General features: G+C 70.5%; 17 protein-coding genes. 11 read left to right on the forward strand and 6 right to left on the reverse strand.

Annotated elements, in window-relative coordinates; all coding sequences use genetic code 11:
* Nucleotides 1–807: SGNH/GDSL hydrolase family protein (locus tag H5T77_RS03360; RefSeq protein ID WP_292645029.1), on the forward strand; the 807-nt coding region annotated here is incomplete at its 5' end.
* A gap of 87 nt (nt 808–894) precedes the next feature.
* Here H5T77_RS03360 and H5T77_RS03365 read toward each other — a convergent pair.
* The 3 genes from H5T77_RS03365 to H5T77_RS03375 are packed head-to-tail and all read right to left on the reverse strand — an operon-like array spanning nt 895 to nt 2,818.
* A complete protein-coding gene (locus tag H5T77_RS03365) occupies nt 895–1,800 on the reverse strand; it encodes an aldose 1-epimerase family protein (protein WP_292645031.1) in 906 nt (301 codons plus the stop codon).
* 9 nt (nt 1,801–1,809) lie between these two features.
* The gene (locus H5T77_RS03370; protein WP_292645034.1) at nt 1,810–2,352 is read right to left on the reverse strand and encodes a nucleoside/nucleotide kinase family protein; all 543 of its coding nucleotides are present in this window, start codon (nt 2,350–2,352) and stop codon (nt 1,810–1,812) included.
* Between the two features lies 1 nt (nt 2,353).
* Nucleotides 2,354–2,818 carry a hypothetical protein gene (locus tag H5T77_RS03375; RefSeq protein WP_292645037.1) on the reverse strand — a complete coding sequence of 155 codons (465 nt, stop codon included), beginning with the start codon at nt 2,816–2,818 and terminating at the stop codon, nt 2,354–2,356.
* Nucleotides 2,819–2,906: 88 nt separating this feature from the next.
* Here H5T77_RS03375 and H5T77_RS03380 point away from each other — a divergent pair, with 88 nt between their 5' ends.
* The 8 genes from H5T77_RS03380 (at nt 2,907) to H5T77_RS03415 (ending at nt 9,641) form a co-directional block, all read left to right on the forward strand.
* Nucleotides 2,907–3,401, forward strand: a complete 495-nt coding sequence (locus tag H5T77_RS03380; protein ID WP_292645040.1) for an SseB family protein — start codon at nt 2,907–2,909, stop codon at nt 3,399–3,401.
* Between the two features lie 309 nt (nt 3,402–3,710).
* The gene (infC, locus tag H5T77_RS03385; protein WP_292645042.1) at nt 3,711–4,454 is read left to right on the forward strand and encodes a translation initiation factor IF-3; all 744 of its coding nucleotides are present in this window, start codon (nt 3,711–3,713) and stop codon (nt 4,452–4,454) included.
* Between the two features lie 75 nt (nt 4,455–4,529).
* A complete protein-coding gene (locus tag H5T77_RS03390) occupies nt 4,530–4,742 on the forward strand; it encodes a large ribosomal subunit protein bL35 (protein ID WP_008359371.1) in 213 nt (70 codons plus the stop codon).
* 46 nt (nt 4,743–4,788) lie between these two features.
* Nucleotides 4,789–5,172, forward strand: coding sequence for a 50S ribosomal protein L20 (gene rplT / locus H5T77_RS03395; protein WP_292645053.1), 384 nt, complete (start codon nt 4,789–4,791; stop codon nt 5,170–5,172).
* A gap of 5 nt (nt 5,173–5,177) precedes the next feature.
* A complete protein-coding gene (locus tag H5T77_RS03400; protein ID WP_472850327.1) occupies nt 5,178–5,951 on the forward strand; it encodes a TrmH family RNA methyltransferase in 774 nt (257 codons plus the stop codon).
* Between the two features lie 201 nt (nt 5,952–6,152).
* Nucleotides 6,153–7,196 carry a MerR family transcriptional regulator gene (locus H5T77_RS03405; protein WP_292645056.1) on the forward strand — a complete coding sequence of 348 codons (1,044 nt, stop codon included), beginning with the start codon at nt 6,153–6,155 and terminating at the stop codon, nt 7,194–7,196.
* Between the two features lie 148 nt (nt 7,197–7,344).
* Nucleotides 7,345–8,547, forward strand: a complete 1,203-nt coding sequence (locus tag H5T77_RS03410) for an oxygenase MpaB family protein (RefSeq protein ID WP_292645058.1) — start codon at nt 7,345–7,347, stop codon at nt 8,545–8,547.
* Between the two features lie 35 nt (nt 8,548–8,582).
* Nucleotides 8,583–9,641, forward strand: a complete 1,059-nt coding sequence (locus tag H5T77_RS03415; RefSeq protein WP_292645060.1) for a sensor histidine kinase — start codon at nt 8,583–8,585, stop codon at nt 9,639–9,641.
* A 27-nt stretch (nt 9,642–9,668) separates the two neighbouring features.
* Here H5T77_RS03415 and H5T77_RS03420 read toward each other — a convergent pair whose 3' ends face one another.
* From H5T77_RS03420 to H5T77_RS03430, 3 genes are read right to left on the reverse strand one after another with little or no spacing between them, the layout of a single operon-like run.
* Nucleotides 9,669–11,768 carry an iron ABC transporter permease gene (locus H5T77_RS03420; protein ID WP_292645062.1) on the reverse strand — a complete coding sequence of 700 codons (2,100 nt, stop codon included), beginning with the start codon at nt 11,766–11,768 and terminating at the stop codon, nt 9,669–9,671.
* On the reverse strand, nt 11,765–12,781 hold the full coding sequence (locus H5T77_RS03425; protein WP_292645064.1) for an iron-siderophore ABC transporter substrate-binding protein: 1,017 nt from the start codon (nt 12,779–12,781) through the stop codon (nt 11,765–11,767). Before H5T77_RS03425 ends, H5T77_RS03420 begins: the two co-directional genes overlap by 4 nt.
* Before the next feature lie 27 nt (nt 12,782–12,808).
* Nucleotides 12,809–13,606: an ABC transporter ATP-binding protein gene (locus tag H5T77_RS03430; RefSeq protein ID WP_292645065.1), complete on the reverse strand. Its 798-nt coding sequence runs from the start codon at nt 13,604–13,606 to the stop codon at nt 12,809–12,811.
* Between the two features lie 222 nt (nt 13,607–13,828).
* On the opposite strand from H5T77_RS03430, the gene pheS reads away from it, so the two are divergent.
* Complete coding sequence (gene pheS / locus H5T77_RS03435; RefSeq protein ID WP_292645067.1) at nt 13,829–14,950, forward strand: phenylalanine--tRNA ligase subunit alpha; 1,122 nt, start codon at nt 13,829–13,831, stop codon at nt 14,948–14,950.
* Nucleotides 14,947–17,442 carry a phenylalanine--tRNA ligase subunit beta gene (pheT, locus tag H5T77_RS03440; RefSeq protein WP_292645069.1) on the forward strand — a complete coding sequence of 832 codons (2,496 nt, stop codon included), beginning with the start codon at nt 14,947–14,949 and terminating at the stop codon, nt 17,440–17,442. The genes pheS and pheT overlap by 4 nt, the downstream gene beginning before the upstream one ends.
* Nucleotides 17,443–17,639: the final 197 nt, after the last annotated feature.

Here is a 17,639-nt window from a genome sequence, read left to right on the forward strand (position 1 = left end):
GCGGTGAGCTTCCACGTCGTCGGCGAGAGCGGCCCGATCACCGGGCACGACGTGGCCACACAGACCTCCTACGTCTCCGGGACGGCCAGCGCGGACGTGGCCGGCGAGGAGTCGGGCGCGGCGTTCACGACGCCGATCGCCAGCTGGTACTGGGTCGAGAGCGTCGTCATCGAGAAGCCCCGCCGGGTCAGGACGGCGGTGTTCTTCGGCGACTCGATCACCGACGGCAACGGCTCCACGGTCGGAGCCAACCGGCGCTACCCTGACGCGCTGGCCGACCGGGTGGCGACGAGCCGGTTCGCCGGCCGGTTCGGAGTGATGAACGAGGGCATCTCCGCCAACCGCGTCCTGGTCGACAGCTCCGGCGGGCAGCGTGCTCTGGACCGCTTCCGCCGAGATGTGCTCGACCAGCCGGGGGTCTCCACGGTCGTGGTGCTGGCGGGCATCAACGACATCCGCTGGGACGATGCCGACGAGGCCTCCGACCTGATCGTCGCCTACCGCGACCTGATCGCGCAGGCGCACGCGGAGGACGTGTGCGTCGTGGGCGCGACCCTGACGCCGTACGAGGGTGGCAGCCGCTACACCCCCACGCGCGAACGGGTGCGGGTCGCGTTCAACGAGTGGATCAGGACCTCCGGCGAGTTCGACGGTGTCGTCGACTTCGACGCCGCGACCCGTGACCCGGACCGACCGACACGGTTCCTCCCCGCGTACGACTCCGGCGACCATCTCCACCCCGGTGACGCCGGCTATGCGGCCATGGCTGAGGCGTTCGACCTGTCGCTGCTGGACTGCGACCGCTGAGCGGTCAGCGCCGCCCGACGAGCACGCGGTCGACGGTCTCGGCGTTCTCCCTGTAGGTCCTGCTGAGGCCGGAGACCTTCAGCAGGCTCATCGGACTGCGGCGATGCCCCAGGAGACCTCGAGGCGCTCGTCGGGAGCGAGCTCGATCAGATCGGTGCCCGAGTTGAACGCGTCCGGGGGAGCAGTCATCGGCTCGACCGCGAGGCTGCCTCGCGCGGGCGACTGGTCATCGGCGCTGTAGACCATCAGCCACGGGTGGTGCTCGTCGACCCACAGCTCGACGCCACCGTCCGGCCCCTGGATGGTGACCGTGGCCCGCCCGTCCTCGGCGCGGTCGAGATCGGTGAACGCGTGGTCGAGGACGACGTCGCCGATGGTTTTGGCGGAGGTGAAGTCGTAGGCCGTCGCGGCTGTCGTCTCGCTCGTCGTGGGCAGCTTGCGCTCGGGGTCCGACAGCAGGCGGGTCCGCGCGGGGAGGGTGAGGGTCCAGCCATCGACCGGACCGGCGCCGACGGTGAGATACGGGTGGGCGCCGGAAGCGTACGGAGCGGGGGAGCCGGCGTGGTTGGTCGCGGACTGGGTCACGGTGAGCCCGTCGGGCCCGACCGCGTACGTCACCTCGAGATCGAGCGTCCAGGGGTAGCCGCTCTGCGCCATCAGACGGGTCGCCAGGGTGATCGAGGACTTGGCCTCCTCGATGGGCAGCCACTGCGCCCACCGCACCAGCCCGTGGGAGGCGTTGTCGCGCGAGGCCTCGGTGAGCCCGAGCTGGTGGGTCTTCCCGGCGAACTCGTAGCGGCCGTCGCGGATCCGGTTGGGCCACGGCGCCAGCAGCTGCCCCTTGCCGCCGCTGGACTGCTCGTTGTCGCCGAAACCGGCGACCAGCTCCCGCCCCTCGTAGGAGAGCAGGCGCAGCGCGCCACCACTCTCCGTCACCGTCGCGGTGTAGCCCCCGCCGTCGATCGTGAACTGCTCTCCACTCGGTCTCAACACGTGCACAGGCTATCCAGTCGCCACGATGATGTCGGCGCGGGCAGCGGTCTGGTCGCGGGCGAAGTGTTCGGTCTCGGCCGCAGCCCAGGCGTCCCAGTGGGGCGCGAAGGTGTCGCCGTCGCGGCCGACGCCGCGTCGCCGGCGCTCCTCCTCGGGCGCGTCGACCCAGGCGAGGGCGGTGCGGAAGCCGTCGTACGCCGCGGCGCCGCTCCCGACGCCCTCGATGACGAGCAGTGGGCTCGGTGGGACCAGCACGGTCTCGGCGAGCTCGTGTGCGTGCCAGTCATAACGGCGGTAGGAGCCCGGGGCTCCCTCGACGAGGGGGAGCAGGACGGTCTCGAGCTGGGCGATGCCCTCGGCGAGACCCTCCCAGCCGGCGTACAGGTCGTCCATGTGGACCACCTGCGCCTGCGTCATGTCGGCCAGGGCGGTGGCCAGCGTCGTCTTCCCCGAGCCGGCGGGGCCGTCGACGCAGATCAGCCGGCCCGGACCGAGGGTGGCCGGGCGGCTCATCGCGATCATCAGCAGATCGGCGGAAGGGGAGTCGGTCAACTCAGGAGATGCCGTACTTCTTCAGGATGTCGTTGACGTCGGCCAGGTCGTCATCGTCCTCGTCGCTCACCGGGCTCTTGGCCGTCTTCCGCGCCGCGACCGAGGCCGGGCCGGCCGAGCCGGCAGGTGCGGCACCGGTCGATCCCTTCCGGGCCGCACGGCTCGGCTTCTCCTTGGTGGGCAGGAAACGGGCGACGAAGATCAGCACGATCGCGAGCGCGGCGATGCCGAACCCGATCCAGACCGTCGGGCTGAAGACCAGGCGCGCGGCCCAGTCGGCGATCGCGTCCACGATCCTGCCGCCGGCGCGCAGGAGACCGGTCAGATAGGCCGCCGGGGCGAGCAGCGTCCACCCCAGCGCTTTCACGCCGGCTCCGAGGCCACGCCGTCGGAGCGCGACCCAGGTCCAGATCGCGCCCAGAACGGTGAGCGCGGCGGCTAGTGCGAGGTAGGCGCCTTGGTCCATACCTGCAGTCTTCCACCCTCCTGGTCGTCTGGCACCCGGACTGTCCCTGATGTCGGCCCTGATGTTCCTCTGCGGTTCAATGGGGGCGATGAACGATAAGCGACTCCTCGGCACCGCGTTCCCCGGCGACACCGGCGAGACCAGCCCCGAGGTCGAGGCCGTGCTGAGGTCGTACGCCGCGGGTCAGGCCACGCAGGCCGACGTGCTCACCGCCTTGGCCGCTGCCCGTGTCCTGGTGCCCGTGGTCGCGGTGCTGGGCGAGGTCGAGGTCGACGAGGCCGGTCTGGCCCACGACAAGACGTCAGACATGGCCACCGTGCTGCTCACCGGCGCCGACGGGCGCCAGGCGCTGCTCGGGTTCACCGGCATGGCGCCGCTGCAGGCGTGGCAGGCCGAGGCACGGCCGGTGCCGGTCGGGTTGCGTGACGCCGCCCAGGCCGCGGTCCACGACGGAGCCGATGCCCTCGTGCTCGATCTCGCCGGGCCGGTCCCGTTCGCGATCGAGGGAGACGACCTGCGCAAGGTGGCCGAGGGCTGGCAGCTGGCGACGGTCGGGCAGCGTACGGCATGGGTGCGGCCCTGAGGGTTTCGCTCGACGCCCGGAGCGCTCCGGGGATTGGGCCGGTGCGGAATGTTGCAGTAATGTTCCGTGTTGACCGATCAGACCGACGTACGCCGTGGGTCTGATCCAACAAGCGGAGATCACGAAAGCGTTCTCCCACCCGCATCGACCGCAAGCAACAAAGGTCGTCGGGTCCGGTCCCGAAGACGATGTCCCAGGAAATTCATGGGTCGGACGATTCGGTGGTGCGAGCCCTGCTCGGGTGAGCGTCCTGACTGGCTTCCGCTTGTGACAATCAAGCGGAAGCCATTTTTGATTTCCGGACCGTTCGTGCACGCGGCCCGGAGACCGAGATCCAGAGCCTCCGCAGCCACAACAACTGGAGGACACATCAGCACTGAGCTTCGTATCAACGACCGGATCCGGGTTCCCGAGGTCCGCCTCGTTGGTCCCAACGGAGAGACGGTCGGCATCGTGCCGACCCCTGACGCGCTGCGCCTGGCCCAGGAGGCCGATCTCGACCTGGTCGAGATCGCCCCGCAGGGCAAGCCGCCGGTCTGCAAGCTCATGGACTACGGGAAGTTCAAGTACGAGAACGCCCAGAAGGCCCGTGAAGCCCGTCGAAACCAGACGAACGTGATCATCAAGGAGATGAAGCTTCGTCCGAAGATCGACAAGCACGACTACGAGACCAAGAAGGGTCACGTCGTGCGGTTCCTCAACGCCGGGGACAAGGTCAAGATCACGATCATGTTCCGCGGTCGTGAGCAGCACCGTCCCGAGCTCGGCTTCCGCCTGCTGCAGAAGCTCGCCGAGGACGTCGAGGAGCTGGGCTTCGTCGAGTCCTCGCCGAAGCAGGACGGCCGCAACATGACCATGGTCATCGGTCCGCACAAGAAGAAGGCCGACGCCAAGGTCGAGGCCAAGGAGGCCAAGGAGGAGAAGGCCGCCGAGCGTGCCGCCGACGAGGCCGCCGAGAAGGCGGAGCGTACGGCTGCCAACGCTGCCCGTCCGGCCTCCACTCCGAAGGTCAAGCGCCGCTCGGAGAACCTCGACCCCGACATCGACGTCTGAGCCTCCCGGGCCCAGCAAGAGACTTCCGCCGCCGCGGCGCCCCGTGACCGGCCGGACGACGAGAGAGAGAAGAACATGCCGAAGAACAAGACCCACTCCGGTTCCAAGAAGCGCTTCAAGGTGACCGGTTCCGGGAAGATCCAGCGCCTGCAGGCCGGCCGTAAGTCCGGCGCTGCGTTCGCCTCCGCGCCGACGACCGGTTCGCGCAAGAAGCACCGTCGCAACGCTGGCCTGGTGGAGCTCGCTCCCGCCGACGTCAAGCGCGCGAAGAAGCTTCTCGGTCGCTGACCGCTGATCACCCGAACTTTCCCCAAAGCATTCAAGGAGCACTGAAATGGCACGCGTCAAGCGCGCAGTGAACGCTGCGAAGAAGCGTCGCACCACCCTCGAGCGGGCCTCGGGCTACCGTGGCCAGCGCTCGCGCCTCTACCGCAAGGCGAAGGAGCAGGTCACCCACTCCCTGGTCTACGCCTACAACGACCGTCGCAAGAACAAGGGCAACTTCCGCAAGCTGTGGATCCAGCGGATCAACGCTGCCGCGCGCGCCGAGGGCATGACCTACAACCGCTTCATCCAGGGTCTTCACCTGGCCGGCATCGAGGTCGACCGCAAGATCCTCGCCGACCTCGCCGTCAACGACGTGGCCGCGTTCAACGCGATCGTCGCCCAGGCCAAGGCTGCGCTGCCGGAGGACGTCAACGCCCCGGCTTCGGCCTGAGTCATATGACGCCTCTCTCCGCGAGTAACGCTCGCGTCAAGGAGGCTCGCAAGTTGAGCCGCCGCTCGGTACGCACCGAGCGGCGGCTCTTCGTTGCCGACGGCCCGAAGGCGGTCGAGGGCGCGCTCGGTGTCCCGGGCTGCGTGCAGGAGATCTTCGCGACCGAAGCCGGAGCCGAGACGTACGCCTCGATGCTGGCCGACCAGCCGGTCACGCTCGTCGATGACCGAGCGATGGCCGGGCTCTCCGACTCGGTCACCCCGGCCGGGGTGGTGGCGCTGTGCCGCTTCCTGGACGTTCCGCTCGCCGACATCGCCGGCCCGCTCGTGGTGATCTGTGCCGACGTACGCGATCCCGGCAACGCCGGCACCGTCATCCGCTGCGCCGACGCGGCCGGCGCATCGGGGGTCATCCTCGCGGGCGACTCGGTCGACCTCTACAACCCCAAGACCATCCGCGCCTCGGTCGGCTCCGCGTTCCACCTCCCCGTGGCCGTCGAGCGTGACCCGTTGGCCGCGGTCAAGGCTGCCAAGGCCGCGGGCCTGATCGTCCTGGCCGCCGACATGCACGGCACCGCGGACCTCTTCACCGCCGACGACCTTCTCGCCCGACCCACTGCCTGGCTGATGGGCAACGAGGCCTGGGGCATCCCGGCCGAGCTCGCCGCCGAGGCCGACGAGATCGTGAGCATCCCGATCTTCGGCAAGGCCGAGTCGCTGAACCTCTCCACCGCAGCCGCCCTCTGCCTCTACGCCTCGGCGCGGGCCCAGCGCCGGTGAATGCTCACCGAGGTAACTCGGTGAGCATCCCGCCCTCTCCGGCCTGCCGAGGCGTCACCCCCGCTGGCCGAGGCGTCACTCGCGTCGACCGAGTGGGCACCTCGTGACGTCTCGGCCGACGTACGTGACGCTTCGGCCGACGTACGTGACGTCTCGGCGGGGCTTGACCTTCAACTCGCGTGAAGGGTGAGGGTGGCGCGCATGGACGAGCCACTGTTGACGATCGGGGCGTTCGCGCGGGCCGTGGGCCTGACTGCGAGCGCGCTGCGTCACTACGACGAGTGCGGTTTGCTGGTGCCGGCGGAGGTCGACACCGGAACCGGCTATCGCTACTACACGCCGGAGCTCGCCGACCGGGCTCGGTTGATCGTCGGCATGCGCGACGCCGGAGTCCCGATCGAGACGATGCGGGTGGTGCTCGACTCGCCGGCCGGTGAGGCCGGGGCCGCGCTGGCGGAGTTCCTCGCGGACCAGAGCGCACGCACGGCGCGGGCCGAGGAGGCCGTACGCGGCGTCCTGGCCGCCGTCGACGCGGGCCCTGCCGCCAGGCCGGCGCTCGTCGAGCTGCCCGGTCCCGTGCTGGCCGCGGCGATCCGTCAGGTGCGGTACGCGGCGGAGTCCGACCCGGCCTCCGAGCTGGCCTCGGTCCTCATCGATGTGGCTGGTGCCGGCGTCGACGTGGTGGCGACCAACCGCTACTGGATGGCGGTCCGATCGTTGCCGGCGGCTGCCGAGGGGGACGGCGGCCGAGCGGTGCTGGCCCTGGCCGACGCAGCCGTGCTGGCCGACCGGCTCGACGCGATCACCACCGCCGAGCTGCGCATCGCCGACGGCACCCTCAGCCTCGCCGGACAGGAGCTGGGCCGCGACACCACCTACCCGGCCCACCGGCTCGTGCTCGCCGGCCTCGAACCGGCCCGCACCCGCGCGGTGCTCGCCAGGACCGACCTGCTCGCCGGCCTCGATGCGGCCGCCTACGCCGAGGTCGACCTCTTCCTCGGCGAGCAGGCGCGTCTCCGCTCACCGAGCACGGCCGAGCAGAGCGACGTACGCGGCGTGGTGACCGGCCCGCCGATCCGGCTCCGGGTCGGCACGGCCCTGTTCGGGCGCGCGCTGGCTGCGTCCCTGGGGGAGGAGGTGCAGCTGGCGGTGACCGCGCCGGACCGGCCGATGGTCCTCACCTCGCCGTACCAGCCCGGTTTCACCGCGTTGGTCATGCCTGTCCGCCACGACCCCGCCGGCTGAGATGAACGGGTATCGACCGGATCGGGATCCGGCGCACGATGGCCGCGTGCTGCCTCGCTTGATACCCCACCGGGTCTGATACACGAAAGGTAAATCTGTTTCACTCGGGATGCGGAGGTTCTCTCAGGGCGATGCGAAGGAGCACGGCATGACGAACGTGAGCAGACGAAGACTGTTGGCCTCGGGCGGAGCGGCAGCTGCCGCCGGCGCGACCCTCCCGCTGTGGACGTGGTCGCCGAGCGCCTCGATCGCGGGCACGGGAGCGGGCCTCGACCCCGACCATGTCTGGGACGTCCGTGCCGATCCGGTCATCGAGCGCCTCTACGGCGAGGGGATGGACAAGGTCGCCGAGGTCAACGAGATCCTCAAGGGCTGGACGACCAACGACCAGCCGCTTCCGGACGGTCTGCCGGGCTATCTGGTCGACTTCATCGAGGAGGCGCGCCAGCTCCCCGCCTGGGCCGACCAGGGGAAGCTGAAGCTGGCCGGCACGTTCAACGAGGAGAGGTACGGCTTCTTCCTCGCGCTGCTCTACACCCTCGGCAGCGGCCTGATCAGCTGCGCGATCAAGCGCGAGGCCTGGTCGGTCTACTACTCCTACGGCGGGTCCGACATGCGCGACCGGATCGCCAAGACCACCGTGCTCGGCTATGACGTGATGGACGCCCAGGGCTGGACCGCATCGGGCCGGCTCATGGTCAATTCGGTCAAGACCAGGATGGTCCACGCCGCGGTGCGTCACCTCCTGCCGCAGTCTCCCCACTGGACGAGCGTCGGCGCCGGCCAGAAGATCCCGATCAGCCAGGCCGACATCCTGGTGACCTTCCACAGCCTCGGCACCTGGGTGATGAAGAAGTTCACCGAGTGGAACATCGCGCCGAGCCAGGAGCTCGCCGACGCGTTCCTGCACGCCTGGAACGTCGACCTCCATCTTCTCGGCGTGCAGGAGCAGTACCTGCCGAAGGACTGGGCCGCGGCGTACGCGCAGTACGACCAGATGATGGGCCCGGCGACCGGCGGCACCCGGGAGGGCGTCGAGCTCGCCCAGGCGCTGCTCGACGCGGCGATCGGCGAGGGCAACCCGCTGCTGCGCCACGAGCTGGAGTCGCTGGGGCGGTACGTGATCGGGGACGCGTACGCCGACATGATCGGCTTCGACAAGGATCCGCTGCTCGCGCCCCTGTGGGCGACCACGGTGCCGCTGCTGGTGACCTCCTACCAGGGCACCGTCCCCAACATCCCGATCGTCTCCAACCTGCTCCCGGAGGCAGTGCACACCTTCATCAAGATCTACTTCTCGCCCGGGGACCCGGCGCCGATCACGTTGCCGTTGGGGAATCGGCCGCAGTAGCGGCCGAAGGCCGTGGGGCCGTCTAGGGTGTCGGCGTGGACGCCAGAGAACTCGCCGATGCCCTGCCCGACGGTGTCGTCGTCGCCGATGCGGCCGGCGCGGTCGTCCTGGTCTCCGCCCTGGCCGGGCGGATGCTCGGCGTGGACCCGGCCGCGAGCCTGGGGCGGCCGCTGGGCGACGTACTCACCCTGAGCAACACCGACGGGCAGACCTGGGCCGAGGCCAACCAGCCCTACGACACCTTGCGGACCGTCACCGGCACCCCCGAGCAGGCCTGGCTGCTGCCGGACGGCACCGAGGTGCTGGTCGTCTCGACGATCCGGCGTCCGTCCCTCGCCGCCCCGGTCGACCAGGTCGTGATCTCGCTGCGCTCGGGCAGGGGCCGCAAGCGCCTGGACCGCGAGCGGTCCGACCTGGTCGCCACCGTCGCCCATGAGCTGCGCTCGCCGCTGACCGGGGTCAAGGGGTTCGTCCAGGCGCTCCTGAACCGGTGGGACAAGCTCAACGACGATCAGAAGAAGCTGATGCTCAGGACGGTCGCCTCCGACTCCGACCGGCTCTCCAGGCTGATCGCCGAGCTCCTCGACGTCGCCCGGATCGACACCGGTCGGCTGCAGCTCTATCCACGCGCCAGCGACGCGTCCGTGCTGGTCACCCGCGTGGTCGAGTCGGTGCGGTCGGCCACCTCGCGGCCGATCGAGCTCCATATCGCGGGCGGGCCCGACGGCGCGGCCGAGGACGAGCTGGAGATCCACGCGGACCCGGACAAGTTCACCCAGGTGGTCACCAACCTCGTGGAGAACGCCGTACGCCACGGTGACGGTGTCGTCACCGTGAGCCTGGGTGCGTGGCCGGACGACCCCGCCCAGGTCCTGCTGGTCGTCGAGGACCAGGGCGAGGGCATCCCTGCCGAGCTGCACCAGCGCGTGTTCACGAAGTTCTGGAAGCACGGCGCCCGCGGCGGCTCCGGGCTGGGGCTCTACATCGTCGGCGGCCTCACCAAGGCCCACGGTGGCTCAGTCAGGATCGGCGACGCCGACGGTGGCGGTGCCTGCATCGAGGTCGCCTGGCCCAGGGAGCAGCCCGCCACCTGAGACCGCCGGCCCGGCGGGTCAGGCGGGTCAGGCGCGGGAGCGGGCCAGCAGGAAGATGAAGTACGGCGCGCCGATGAGCGCGACGACCAGACCGGCGGGGACCTGCGCGGGGCTGATCGCGGTGCGGCCGATGGTGTCGGCGACCACGAGGAGCAACGCCCCGACCAGGATGGCGACCGGGACGACCCGCGCGCTTCGTGCGCCGACGAGCGCCCGGGCGATGTGCGGGGCGACCAGGCCCACGAAGCCGACGACGCCGACCGCGGAGACGGCCATCGCGGTGAGCACCGCGGCGGTCAGCAGGATCAGCAGCCGAGCCCGCTCCGAGGAGACCCCGACGAGCCGCGGCGTGTCCTCGTCGAGCGTGAGCAGGTCGAGCTCGCGGCGTACGAAGAAGGCGATCGGGATCGCGACAGCCAGGGCGACCGCGACCGGGATGACCTGCTCCCAGCTGCGACCGTAGGTCGAGCCGGAGAGCCAGGTGTAGATCCGCGGCGTGTCCCACGGGTTGGAGCGCACCAGCAGGAACGTGCTGAGGGAGACCGATCCGTACCAGACGCCGATGCCGATGAGGACCAGCCGGTCGGTGTCGATCCCATGCCGCCATGCCAGGCCGTAGACGAGGCCGAAGGCGACCAGCGCACCCACGGTCGCGGCGATGAGCACGGACGTGGTCGAGGCGGCGGCGGAGGTGCCGCCGCTCCAGCCCGTCGACAGACCGGTCACCACGACGACCGCGCCCACGCCCGCGCCGCCGGTGATGCCGAGGATCCCGGGCTCGGCCAGCGGGTTGCGGCAGGTGGCCTGGACGAAGGAGCCGGCGAGCGCGAGGGCGCCACCGGCGAGGACGGCCGCGGCGACACGTGGCGCCCGCTCGTCGAGGGCGAACTGGACCAGCGGGATGCCCCCGCCCTGCAGCCAGGCGATGATGTCGCCGGTGTAGAGCCACTGGTGGCCGGCGAGCAGGGCGACGACGATGGCGCCGAGGGTCAGGGCGAGCAGGAGGACGAGCACGACGAGGAACCGGACCCGGCTGCGGATCGTGACGGTGGCGCCGGGCGGCCGGCGGGTGGGGCCGGAGTCGCGTCCGCCGCGAGCCAGGAGCACCATCACGATGGCGCCGGCGATCGTCGTGGTCACCCCGGTCGGCACGGACATGGCCTCGTCCGCTCCGAGCGCGGCGCGGACGACGACGTCCGCCACGACGACGACGAGAGCGCCCACGAGACCTGCGGCCGGCAGCAGCACGGCATGCCGGTTCAGAGCCGGGACGAACCGGCCCAGCAGACGCACCAGGACCGGGGCACAGAGACCGACGAAGCCGATCGGCCCCGCCAGAGTGACCGCCGCCGAGGTGAGCAGCACCGCGAGGATCGTCCCGATCGCCCGGGTGGAGCGGACCGGCACCCCGAGGACCGAGGCGGCGTCGTCGCCCGCGGAGAGCAGGTCGAGCTGGCGCGCCAGCAGCAGGCCGGCGACCGTCGCGACGATCACCACCGGAGCCACCTGCCAGAACGCCTGCAGGCCGAGCTGGCTCAGTGATCCGCTGCCCCAGGCGAACAGGCTCGTGGTCTCCTCCGAGTAGAGGATGAGCAGCGTGGACGTACCGGCCTGGAGGGCGAGCGCGACGGCGGACCCGGCCAGGATGAGACGGGTCGTGGACGTGCCCGCGCCGCCAGCGAGCGCGAGCACGATGGCCGCGGCCACCAGGCCGCCGAGGAACGCGGTGATGCCCGAGGCCCACAGCGGGACCGACAGACCGAGCGCGGCGACCAGCGTCACCGCGAAGTAGGCCCCGCCCGTCACGGCCAGCGTGTCGGGGGAGGCCATCGCGTTGCGGGCGAGCGACTGCAGGAGCGCCCCGGCGACACCGAGGGCGAACCCGACCGCGATGCCCGCGGCGAGGCGCGGGATCCGCGAGCCGGTGATGATGTCCATCGTCGACGCGGTCGCGCCGTGGATCTGCTCACGCCCGAGCATCGCGTCGAGGAAGTCGGTGGGGCCGACCCCGGAGGTGCCCTGGGTGAGATGCCAACCGGCGGTCAGCAGCAGCCCGGCGAGCAGGCACAGGAGGACGACAGAGGCGCCTCCGGCACCCGCCCGCGGGGCGTTGGCGGCATCGGTCACTTGTCGAGAAGGTCCACGTACGCGTCCAGCACCTGCTCGGCGGAGCGGGGACCCCCGAAGGTCCAGATGCCCGCGGGGAAGGCGTGGGTGCGGCCCTCGCTCACGGCGGGGATCGACTTCCAGACCTTGTTCTTGGCCAGCTCGGCGTTGACGTCACCGGCGGGGTCGACGGTGCCGGTGTGGAGGAAGGTGGCCTCGCCGAGCGTGGTCATGCCCTCGATGTCGGTCTGCCCGAGGCCGTACGCCGGGTCGACCTTGCCCGTCCAGGCGTTCTTCAGGCCGATCTCCTCGCCGAGCTCACCGATCAGCGAACCCTGGCCGAAGGGGCGGATGGCGACGTTGGCGCCGTCGACCCAGCCGTCGTAGTAGACGAACTCGGTCCCAGCGGCACCAGCGTCGGCCACGGCCTTCTTCGACTCGGCGATCTTGTCCTCGAGCTCGCCGACGACCTTCTCTGCCTGCTCCTCACGGCCGGTCGCCTCGGCGATCATCTCGAAGGTGGTCACCATGTTGCCGACGGGGTCCTTGGCGTCGGCCCCCTTGGTGGCGAGCACCGGGACGTCGTACTCGGCGAGCTGCGCGAGGATCTCGTCCTCGGCGGTGTAGGCCTCGACGACGATCAGGTCGGGGTTGGTGCCGAAGAGCGTCTCCAGGTTCGGCTCGCCCCGGGTGCCGACCTCGGTGGCGCTCTCGGGGAGCTCCTCGGCGGAGTCCCAGGTGCGGAAGCCCTCGCCGTCGGCGACCGCGACCGGGTCGACGCACAGGGTGAGCAGATCCTCGGTCTGCTGCCACTCGAGCACCGCGACCCGCTCGGCGGGCTTGTCGAGCTCGACCTTGTTGCCGAAGGCGTCGGTCAGGCTGACCGGCCCGCTGGAGGTCGCGACGTCCTCGCAGCCCGCAGAGGCCTTCTTCTCGGGCTCGCTGGACTCGGCAGCGGTGGTCGTCTGTCCGCACGCGGCGAACATCAGGGCACCTGCCGCCGTCAGGGCCGCAGTCGTCGTACGTCGAAACATGGTCTTTCCTCTTCGTGTCCGCCGGCTTCAGAGCCGGGCGTGATGCCTGCCGCGTGGCTCGACCCGGACGCGCCCGGTCTCCGGATCGGAGGTCACCTCGATCGGGAGCCCGTACACCTCGGAGAGGTGTTCGGCGGTGAGCACGTCAGCGGGGTCGCCGACGGCGTGCACATCGCCGTGGTGCAGCAGTACGACCTGGTCCGCCACTGCGGCGGTCTGGTTCAGGTCGTGCAGGACGACGCCGATGGCGGTCCTGTGGTGGTCCGCGAGGTCGCGGACCAGGTCAAGGATCTCGACCTGATAGCGCAGGTCGAGATGGTTGGTGGGCTCGTCGAGGAGCAGCACGCCGGTGTCCTGGGCCAGGCAGCTGGCCAGCCACACCCGCTGCAGCTCGCCTCCGGAGAGCTGGTCGACCGAGCGGTCCGCCATCTTGGCGGTGCCGGTGAGCTCCATCGCGCGGTCGATGCTCGCCAGATCCTCCTCCGTCAGCGCGGCGAAGCGCCGCCGGTGGGGGTGACGCCCAAAGCCGACGACGTCGCGGACGGTCAGGCCGGAGGGGTGCGGTCGGGACTGGGAGAGCAGCGTGACCTTGCGCGCGAACGCCCTTGCGTTCAGCGGCGCGCTGTCGGCGCCCTCGATCTGGACCGACCCGGAGGTGACCCGGTGCAGCCGGGCCAGGGAGCGCAGCACGGTGGACTTTCCGGAGCCGTTCGGTCCGATCAGCGCGGTGACCCGGCCCGACTCGAGACCGATCGAGACGCCATGGACCACCGTGGCACGGGCATAGCCGAGGACGAGGTCATGACCGGAAAGAGCGGGGGGCATGAGGTGAGGCTAGCCTAACTAAATCCGGTCTCGTCTAGAGGGGCCCGCCATTCGGTCGGCAAATTCCTGAACCGGCGACACCCTTCACCGGTAACCGGTTCGCGTCCCGGGCCGCCGGATTCCTACACTGTCGCCTAGTGATCGCGCAGGTAGGGTCGCCGGCGCGTAGCAGGCGGCCCTACCTGCGCGATCACTTAACACTCGACGCGACGAAAGCCAGTGATGTCCGGTCCCAACACCGACTATGACCCGGTAGAGGTCACCCCCTTGAAGGCTGAGGAGGTCGAGGCCGCGCGCGATGCTGCGCTGAAGGCCATCGACGCCGCGACCAGTCTCGAGGAGCTCAAGCAGACCCGGCTCGACCACGCAGGCGACCGTTCGCCGCTGGCCCTGGCCAACCGCGAGATCGGCGCGCTGCCGCCAGCGGCGCGCAAGGATGCCGGCCAGCGCGTCGGCAAGGCGCGTGGCGCCGTCAACCAGGCGCTCGCGGCACGGCAGAAGGTGCTCGAGGCCGAGCACGAGGCGCGGATGCTGGTCGAGGAGACCGTCGACGTGACGCTCCCGACCGACCGGGTCCCGGCTGGTGGGCGGCACCCGCTCACCACCGGCGCCGAGTACATCGCCGACATCTTCGTGGCAATGGGCTGGGAGGTCGCCGAGGGTCCGCTCATCGAGGCCGAGTGGCTCAACTTCGACGCCCTCAACCTGGGCCCCGACCACCCCGCCCGCACCATGCAGGACACCTTCTGGACCGAGCCGGCCGAGAACCACGTGGTTCTCCGGACCCACACCTCGCCCGTCCAGGCGCGGACGATGCTCACCCGCGAGGCGCCGATCTACGTGGTGTGCCCGGGACGGGTCTTCCGCACCGACGAGTACGACGCGACCCATTCGCCGATGTTCCACCAGGTCGAGGGTCTCGCCATCGACGAGGGCATCTCGATGGCGAACCTGAAGGGCACCCTGGACCACTTCGCCACCCAGATGTTCGGCGAGGGCATCGTGACCCGGTTCCGGCCGTCGTACTTCCCCTTCACCGAGCCGTCCGCCGAGGTCGACCTGACCTGCTTCGTCTGCCGTGGCGCCCAGGTCGTCGACGCCGGAGACGGCCAGATGATCACCTGCCGCACCTGCAAGGGCGAAGGCTGGATCGAGTGGGGCGGCTGCGGGATCGTGAACCCGCGCGTGCTGGTCGCCTGCGGCGTGGACCCCGAGAAGTACAGCGGCTTCGCGTTCGGGATGGGCATCGACCGCACCCTGATGTTCCGCACCGGCCTGTCCGACCTGCGCACCCTCTTCGAGGGTGACGTCCGGCTTACTACTGCTTTCGGGAGTGAACTGTGAAGGCCCCCCTCTCCTGGATCAAGGAGTACGTCGACCTGCCCGCCGAGCTGGGCATCGAGGAGATCACCGACCGGCTGACCGCGCTCGGCCTCAAGCTGGAGGCGATCGAGACCTCGGGTGCCGGCATCGAGGGCCCGCTCGTGGTGGGCCAGGTGCTCACCCAGGAGCCCGAGCCGCAGAAGAACGGCAAGGTCATCAACTGGTGCACCGTCGACGTCGGTGACGCCAACGGCACCGGTGAGCCCCAGGGCATCGTCTGCGGCGCGCACAACTTCAAGCCCGGCGACAAGGTCGTGGTGATCCTGCCCGGCGGCGTGCTGCCCGGCAACTTCCAGATCTCGGCGCGCAAGACCTACGGCCACATGTCGGCCGGGATGATCTGCTCCGCCCGCGAGCTCGGGCTGGGGGAGGAGGCCGACGGCATCATCGTGCTGCCGGCCGACGCTCCCGCGCCCGGGACCGACGCCCGTGAGGCGCTCGGGCTCGGCGAGGAGGTCATCGAGTTCGAGATCAACCCCGACCGGGCCTACGCGCTCTCGATGCGCGGCATCGCGCGGGACGCGGCGCTCGGCTTCGACGTACCGTTCCACGACCCGGCGCAGCGAGACGTCCCGCTCGCCAACGCCGAGGGATACCCGGTGCGGATCGACGACGAGGCGGGCTGCGACTACTTCGTCGCTCGCACGGTGACCGGGTTCGACCCGACGGCGCCGACGCCCGAGTTCATCAAGAAGCGCCTCGAGCAGGTCGGGGTGCGCTCGATCTCGCTGGGCGTGGATGTCACCAACTACGTGATGTTCGAGCTCGGCCATCCGATCCACGCCTACGACAAGGCCAAGCTGGCTGGTCCGATCGTGGTGCGCCGGGCGCATGAGGGCGAGAAGCTCACCACTCTCGACGACACCGTTCGTGAGCTCGACCCCGAGGACCTCGTCGTCTGCGACGACACCGGCCCGATCGGGATGGGCGGCGTGATGGGTGGCGCCTCCACCGAGATCAGCAAGACCACCACCGACGTGCTGATCGAGGTGGCTCACTGGGACCCGCGGTCGATGTTCCGCACGGGACGTCGCCACAAGCTCACCAGCGAGGCCGGCAAGCGCAACGAGCGCGGAGTCGACCCGCTGCTGCCGCCGATCGCCGCCGACCGGGTCGTGGAGCTGCTGGTGGAGCACGGCGGCGGCGTCGCTGAGCCCGGCGTCACCGAGGTCGGCCCGGGTGCCTCCTTGGAGACCCGTAAGCCGCCGACCACGATCACGATCCCGATCTCGCTGCCGACGCGGATCATCGGCATCGAGCTCGACGACGAGACCGTGGTCAAGAGTCTCGAGTTGATCGGAGCCCGGGTGAAGGTCGAGGACGGCACGCTCACCGCGACCGTCCCCACCTATCGCCCCGACCTCAACGACCCCTACGACCTGGTCGAGGAGGTCGCCCGGATCGTCGGTTACGACAAGGTTCCCTCGGTCCTGCCGCGCCGGGCGACCGGTGGCGGCCTGACCCGCGCCCAGCAGCTGCGCCGCCGGATCGGTCGGGCGCTGGCCGGTGCCGGGCTGGTCGAGGTCGTCGACTTCCCGTTCGTGGGTGAGGCCGACTTCGATCGTCTCGGGCTGTCCGCCGACGACGTCCTGCGGCGCACGGTGAAGCTGGCCAACCCGCTCAACAGCGAGGAGCCCGGCTACGCCACGACGCTTCTCCCAGGCCTGCTGAAGGTCGCTGCCCGCAACATCTCCCGAGGTCAGGACGGGGTCTCTCTCTTCGAGACCGCGACCGTCGCCTTCCCGGTCGACCAGGCGGCGCCGATCTACGGCGTCGACCGGCGGCCGTCCGCGGAGGAGATGGAGAAGCTCCTCGCTGCGATCCCGCGCCAGCCGCTGCACCTCGCCGTCGTGCTCGCCGGGGAGCGTACGCGGGGTGGCTGGTGGGGCGCCGCCGAGACCGCTTCATGGTCCGACGCCATCGACGTCGTACGTCGCCTGGGCGCCGAGCTCGGGGTCCCAGTCGAGGTCGCCTCGGCCTCGCGGGCGCCGTGGCACCCGGGTCGTTGTGCCGTCGTCTCCATCGACGGTGTCGAGTTCGGCCACGCCGGTGAGCTGCACCCCAACGTGTGCAAGGCGTTCGGGCTGCCCGCCCGCTCGGCCGCGGTCGAGATCGACCTCGACCACCTGATCTCGAAGGTGCCCGCCACCGCTGCCGGTCCGGTCTTCTCGACCATGCCGGTCGCCAAGGAGGACGTCGCGCTCACCGTGTCCGTCGACGTCACCGTCGCTGCCGTCGAGGCGGCGCTGCGCGAGGGTGCCGGCGAGCTGCTGGAGACCGTCCGGCTCTTCGACGTCTACGAGGGTGACCAGGTCGGCGAGGGCAAGAAGTCGCTCGCCTTCGCGCTGCGCTTCCGCGCCCCCGACCGCACGCTGAAGGCCGAGGAGACCGCGGCCGCGCGTGAGGCGGCGGTCGCCAAGGCCGCCGAGCTGACCGGCGCCGTGCAGCGCTGAGCGCGCTGTCTGCGGCCTAGTCATGCCCGCGTCAGAACCCCGCACAGGTGGGGTTCTGGCGCGGGTTTGGTTTTCGGCGGCGGGCGCTTTCCCCGGCCAGCCCGGCCCAGGTTCCTGCCATGGCGGGGAGGTGCCGCCGGTGCGCCGGCGGGCCCGCCCATCTCCCCGCCATGACGGGAGATGTGCGCGGCGCCGCC

The sequence above is a fragment of the Nocardioides sp. genome (genome assembly GCF_014360585.1).
GTDB lineage: Bacteria > Actinomycetota > Actinomycetes > Propionibacteriales > Nocardioidaceae > Nocardioides.